5 protein-coding genes are annotated in these 5324 nt (G+C 69.0%); 4 read left to right on the forward strand and 1 reads right to left on the reverse strand.

Annotation, left to right across the window (positions count from 1 at the left end; genetic code table 11):
* The 3 genes from ABZ260_RS45720 to ABZ260_RS45730 form a co-directional block, all read left to right on the forward strand.
* The coding region (locus ABZ260_RS45720; protein WP_355630726.1) for a hypothetical protein at positions 1 to 525 on the forward strand (525 nt) is incomplete at its 5' end.
* On the forward strand, positions 525 to 890 hold the full coding sequence (locus tag ABZ260_RS45725; protein ID WP_355630729.1) for a GntR family transcriptional regulator: 366 nt from the start codon (positions 525 to 527) through the stop codon (positions 888 to 890). The genes ABZ260_RS45720 and ABZ260_RS45725, both read left to right, overlap by 1 nt.
* A 143-nt stretch (positions 891 to 1033) precedes the next feature.
* Positions 1034 to 2383: a phytase gene (locus ABZ260_RS45730; protein ID WP_355630732.1), complete on the forward strand. Its 1350-nt coding sequence runs from the start codon at positions 1034 to 1036 to the stop codon at positions 2381 to 2383.
* A 185-nt stretch (positions 2384 to 2568) separates the two neighbouring features.
* Here the strand turns inward: ABZ260_RS45730 and ABZ260_RS45735 are convergent, their stop codons facing one another.
* The gene (locus ABZ260_RS45735) at positions 2569 to 3039 is read right to left on the reverse strand and encodes a MarR family winged helix-turn-helix transcriptional regulator (protein ID WP_355569203.1); all 471 of its coding nucleotides are present in this window, start codon (positions 3037 to 3039) and stop codon (positions 2569 to 2571) included.
* A 75-nt stretch (positions 3040 to 3114) separates the two neighbouring features.
* On the opposite strand from ABZ260_RS45735, the gene ABZ260_RS45740 reads away from it, so the two are divergent.
* The gene (locus tag ABZ260_RS45740; protein WP_355630735.1) at positions 3115 to 5208 is read left to right on the forward strand and encodes an MMPL family transporter; all 2094 of its coding nucleotides are present in this window, start codon (positions 3115 to 3117) and stop codon (positions 5206 to 5208) included.
* Positions 5209 to 5324: the final 116 nt, after the last annotated feature.

Genomic DNA, 5324 nt, shown 5'->3' on the forward strand with positions numbered 1-5324 from the left:
CCGGCGCCCGAGACCACCGCCGCACCGCCGCCGCATGCGCCCACCATGACGCTCGGCCCGTGGCAGCGCGCCATGTTCGTGGCCTCCGCCTGGTCGGCACGGAGGCTGCTGGTCGCCGCGGTGCTGGCCGCGGTCACCATATGGGCCGTGTCCGAGGGCTCCGGTGCATGGCAGGGCACGACGGTGCTGGCGCTGTGGACGGTCTTTGAAATGGCACAGGCGCGTACCCGTCTGCAGATCGACGGCTCGGGGGTCATGGTGAGGGTCCCCTGGCTACCCGCCCTACGCCGGACGGTGCCGTACCCGAGGATACGATTCGCTGAGGCCAGGAGCGAAGCTCCCGCCGGGCGGTACAAGCTGGACGACAGTGATGCGGGCTGGGGTGTCGTCGGCGGGAAGGGGCCGGTGCTCGTCCTGTCGTTGAGTGACGGCCGGCGGTTCGTCTACTCCACGCGCGAAGCGGAGACGGCGGCCGCGCTGGTCAACGGATGGCTGAGCAGGCAGCGACGGGTGGAGACGGCGTAGTGCTGATCACAGTTGACCCCTCATCGGCACAGTCGCTCGCCGACCAGGTGGCGGCGTCCGTACGCGCCGCGCTGGCCAATGGCACGGCGGCCCCCGGAGACCGGCTCCCTTCGGCGCGCAACGTGGCCACCACCCTCGGCATCAACCTGCACACCGTGCTACGGGGCTACCAGCAGTTGCGCGACGAAGGGCTGGTGGAACTACGTCGTGGCCGAGCGGCTGTCATCACCGACACAGCCGACCGGTTCCGCCTCCGGCTCGCCGCGGCGGCCGAGGAGTTCGCCAGGGTCGCCCTGCACACCGGAGCCTCCGAAGAGGAGGCACTCGTCGCAGCCCGGAAGGCGTTGCTCGCCATGCGAGCCTGAGTGGCAGCCTTCCGCCCCGATACCTCGCACCGCGGCATGGCCGCGGCCGACGACGTCCTCCCCGCATGGCGATTTCCAGAGTTCAACTGGCAGCTATCTACCGGTCAGATCCGCGGCAATCTTCGTCGGACACGCTCGAACACGTGACTCACATCCTGAAAGCCGCACTGTCGGTTGGCACGGTTGCCGCCGCCTTGCTCGCCGCCTCCCCCGCAGCGGCCTTTCCCGCCGTTGAGCATCGGGGCGATCCCGCAGTCGTGACGACGGACAACGAGACGCCTGCCCTTTATGACGACGAAGAGGGGGGCAACGCCTCCGGTGACGACCCCGCGATCTGGGTCCACCCGAAGGACTCCCACAAGTCGATCGTGATCGTGACCGCCAAGGAGGGGGGCCTGCGCGTCTACGACATGAAATCCCGGGAGCTCCAGTCACTGGCCGCGACCGAGGCCCCGCGGGCCGACACGGCCAAAGGCCGGTACAACAACGTCGACATCGCCTACGACATCACACTCGCCGGCCGCGTGGTCGACGTCGCGGTCGTCTCGGACCGCTACAACGACCAGCTCCGGTTCTTCGTCATCGACCCGGCCGGCGCCGCGGTGCGTACGCCGCTGACCGAGGTCACCGCGGCTGATCAGCGGTTCCTGTTCAACCCTGACCGTGAAGCCGTCGACGAGGAGCACACCGCGTACGGACTCACCGTCTGGCAGCCGAAGCGCGGTGAGACGTATGCCGTCGTCACCCAGGAAGGTGCCACGACCCTCGCGACCGCGCGCATCGTCGAGATCGACGGCAGGCTCGGTTACACGAGCGTCAAGAAACTGACGATGCCGAGCACCTTCAAGCTGCCGGACGGTTCGACCTGGTCCCCGTGTGCGGAGCCGGGCGTACTGCCGCAGTTCGAGGGTGTCGCGGTGGACCAGAAGTCAGGCGTTCTCTATGCCGCGCAGGAGGATGTCGGCCTGTGGCGGCTGCGGCTGCCGCTCGGCTCGGGCGGGCAGCCGACGCTCATCGACAAGGTCACCGACTTCGGCATCCACGACGCCTACGACAAGGAGTCCGAAGAGTGCCGGCCGATCGACCCGAAGGCCAAGGGCTTCGGCGGCAACCGGCTCACGGCTGACGCCGAGGGCGTCGACATCTACTACGGCCCGGGCTCGACCGGATACGTCATCGTGTCGAGCCAGGGAGACGACACGTTCGCGGTCTACGACCGGCAGGGCAGGAACGCTCCGCTGGGCGGCTTCCGGGTCAAGGGCGCCAAGGAAGCCGACGACGTCAACGGCTCCGACGGGCTTGCCGTGACGAACCGTCCCGTCGGTGACTACCGCCAGGGCCTGCTGGTCACGCACGACGAGCCCGAGACCGGGCCCGACGTCGACGACGAACGCGACGCCACGAACTTCTCCTATGTCTCGTGGGGTGAGATCGCCAGCGCTCTGTCGCTCAAGGTGACCACGAAGGCCGGAAACGACCCGCGGTTCCGCTGAGGCGGACTGCCGCAGACCGATCGCGCGAATCAGGGACGCTCTCGGCTGACAAAGATCTCAATCGGAACGCCTCGGGGCATGGTCCCCGAGGCGTTTCCGTTTTCCGCTCGGTCGATCCCCGGTAGCCCCCGGAATCTATGCAGCACCTCAACGCAACCGTTCGGCCCGCGTACTCGAAGACAAGGTCAGGAAGAACCCGACTCGGCTCGCAACACGCCAAGTTCCCCGTTCATAGCGTCGAGAAAGGCTGCCACGGTGCGCAACTCCTCCGGGCTGAAACGCCGCAGGGCGTTGTCCGTACCACGGCCGAGCGGGCCGAAGAAGGCCGCGGCGAATTCCTTCGCCGCGTCGAGGTAGTGCAGGTGGACCACGCGCCGGTCGTGTACGTCGCGAACCCGGCGGATGTGCCCGGCCCGCTCCAGCCGGTCGAGGCACGCGGTGACGGCACCCGACGTGAGGTTCAACTCCTCCCGCAGCCGACCTGGGGTGATCGGCGACGGAGCGTCAAAGATCTTCATGAGGGCCTGGACATCTGTGGTGTGCAGCCCCTGCTCGTGGGCGAACTCATGGGCGATGCGGTTGAACTCGGCGGTCATCCGGCGCAGTCGTACCGCGAAGGACTGCAGGTCGATGCCTACCTCGCTATCGCCGTTCATGCCGTCATGCTACATTAACTCAACAATTAAGTATCTCAATAATAGAGTTACATGGCATCGCGGAAAGGTGATCTCATGGCGCGGCAACCGATCCGCTGGCTTGTTCCGGCACTGCTGGTGCTGGTCTGGCTGGCCGTCGGCGGAGGGCTGGGGCCGTTCGCCGGCAAGCTCACCGAGGTGTCCACCAACGACCAGGCCGCGTTCCTGCCACAGAGTGCGGAGTCGACGCGCGTGCTGGAAGTGCAGGAGAGGTTCCGCCAGGGTGAGACGCAGCCACTCATCGTGGTGTGGACCGCGGACGGGAAGGACATCGCTCCCGAGCAGAGCGCCGCGGCGACCCGGACGCTCGCCTCGCTGCGCGACACGGCGGGCGTCGTCGGGACGCCCACGCCCGCCATCGGCTCGGACGACGGCCAGGCGCTGCGGGGCGTGGTCCAGCTCAGCCCCGACCTCGAGGGCTCGCTCGGGGAGACCCTGGACCGGATCGGCTCGGCGGTGGCGGTCGACGGCCTTCGGGCTCAGCTCGCGGGACCGGCGGCCACCCGGGCCGATCTGTCCGGCGCTTTCGCCGGGATCGACGGCCTGCTTCTCGGGGTGGCGCTGATCACCGTGTTGATCATTCTGCTGGCGGTGTACCGAAGCCTGCTGTTGCCGCTCGTCATCATCACCGGCGCGGTCTTCGCACTGGGCCTGGCATGCGCTGTGGTGTACCTCCTGGCCGACCGCGGCATCGTCCGGGTCGACGGCCAGGTGCAGGGCATCCTGTTCATCCTGGTCATCGGCGCGGCCACCGACTACGCGTTGCTGCTGACCGCCCGCTTCCAGGAGGAACTGGCCACGACCGGCGACCGCTTCGCCGCAGGCCGCGTCGCGCTGCGGCGCTCGTTCGAGCCGATCGTCGCCAGTGCCGCCACGGTGGCCCTGGCTCTGCTCGCGCTGCTGCTCAGCAACCTGACCAACAACCGCGCACTCGGCCCGGTGGGCGCCATCGGCATCGTGTGCGCCGCCCTCAGCGCGCTCACCTTCCTGCCCGCGGCTCTCGTCCTGCTGGGTCGCGCCGCCCTGTGGCCGGCGAAGCCGCGTCCGGCAGGCGCCGAGGCCCGCGGGATCTGGGGCCGGGTGGCCACCCTGGTCGACCGCCATCCGCGCCGCCTCTGGATCGTCACCATCCTGCCTCTCATCGGCCTCGCCCTCTTCGCGCCGCAACTGAACGCCAGAGGTGTGCCGCTGGACGAGACCTTCGTGAACGACGCGCCGTCGGTGGCGGCACAGGCGACGCTGAGCGAGCACTTCCCCGGAGGCTCGGGGCAGCCCGCGGTCATCGTCGTCCCCGCCGGGCGTGCCGCGGCCGTGGAGAAGACGGCCCACGGCGTCGAGGGCGTGTCCGACACCGCGGCGGTGACCCGGAGCGGACGACCGGGTGACACCCCCAAGATCGTCGATGGACTCGTGCTGGTGGAGGCGACGTTGAACGACGCGCCGGACGGCGACGCCGCCCAGGACACGGTCAAGCGCCTGCGTGCCGCGCTCGCCGCCGAGAACGGTGTCATGATCGGCGGGTACAGCGCCCAGCGATACGACACGACGGAGACCGCGAAGAACGACACGCTGCTCATCGTCCCGGTCGTCCTGGCGATCATCCTGCTCATCCTGATCGTCCTGCTGCGCTCGCTGGTGACGCCCGTACTCCTGGTGGTCACCGTGGCGCTGAACTTCCTGGCCACCCTCGGCGTCTCCGCGCTGGTCTTCACGCATGTGTTCGGATTCACCGGCAGCGACGCGTCCGTACCGCTGTACGGCTTCGTCTTCCTGGTCGCGCTGGGGGTGGACTACAACATCTTCCTCATGTCCAGGGTGCGTGAGGAAACCGCGCACCACGGGGCGCGAGAGGGTGTGCTGCGCGGGCTGGTCACCACCGGCGGGGTGATCACCTCGGCGGGCGTCGTACTCGCCGCCACCTTCGCCGCACTGGTGGTGATCCCCCTGGCCTTCCTCGTCCAGACAGCCTTCATCGTCGCCTTCGGCGTCCTGCTCGACACCCTGGTGGTGCGGTCTCTGCTGGTCCCGGCGCTGGTACGGGATCTGGACACGCGGGCTTGGTGGCCCAGCCGCCTGGGCCGCGGCGGGGTAGGGCAGACCTCCCGGGAACTGACCGGGGCGTCAAGGTGATACCCGGCCCAGGCGGCAGAAGAAGCCGGACGCCCGCCCCCGGCACATGACCTGGGCGGGGCCGCCGCCGCCGCGAACCCGCTGGGCGTGCCGCTGTCGGGCATGGTCGCCAAGGT

The organism is Streptosporangium sp. NPDC006013 (assembly GCF_040614275.1).
In the GTDB taxonomy this organism is placed as follows: Bacteria; Actinomycetota; Actinomycetes; order Streptosporangiales; family Streptosporangiaceae; genus Streptosporangium.

Bases quoted from the DNA above. Each gene is read 5' to 3' on its own strand.
- ABZ260_RS45735 (WP_355569203.1), bottom strand. From the start codon at position 3,039: ATGAACGGCGATAGCGAGGTAGGCATCGACCTGCAGTCCTTCGCGGTA.
- ABZ260_RS45740 (WP_355630735.1), top strand. From the start codon at position 3,115: ATGGCGCGGCAACCGATCCGCTGGCTTGTTCCGGCACTGCTGGTGCTG.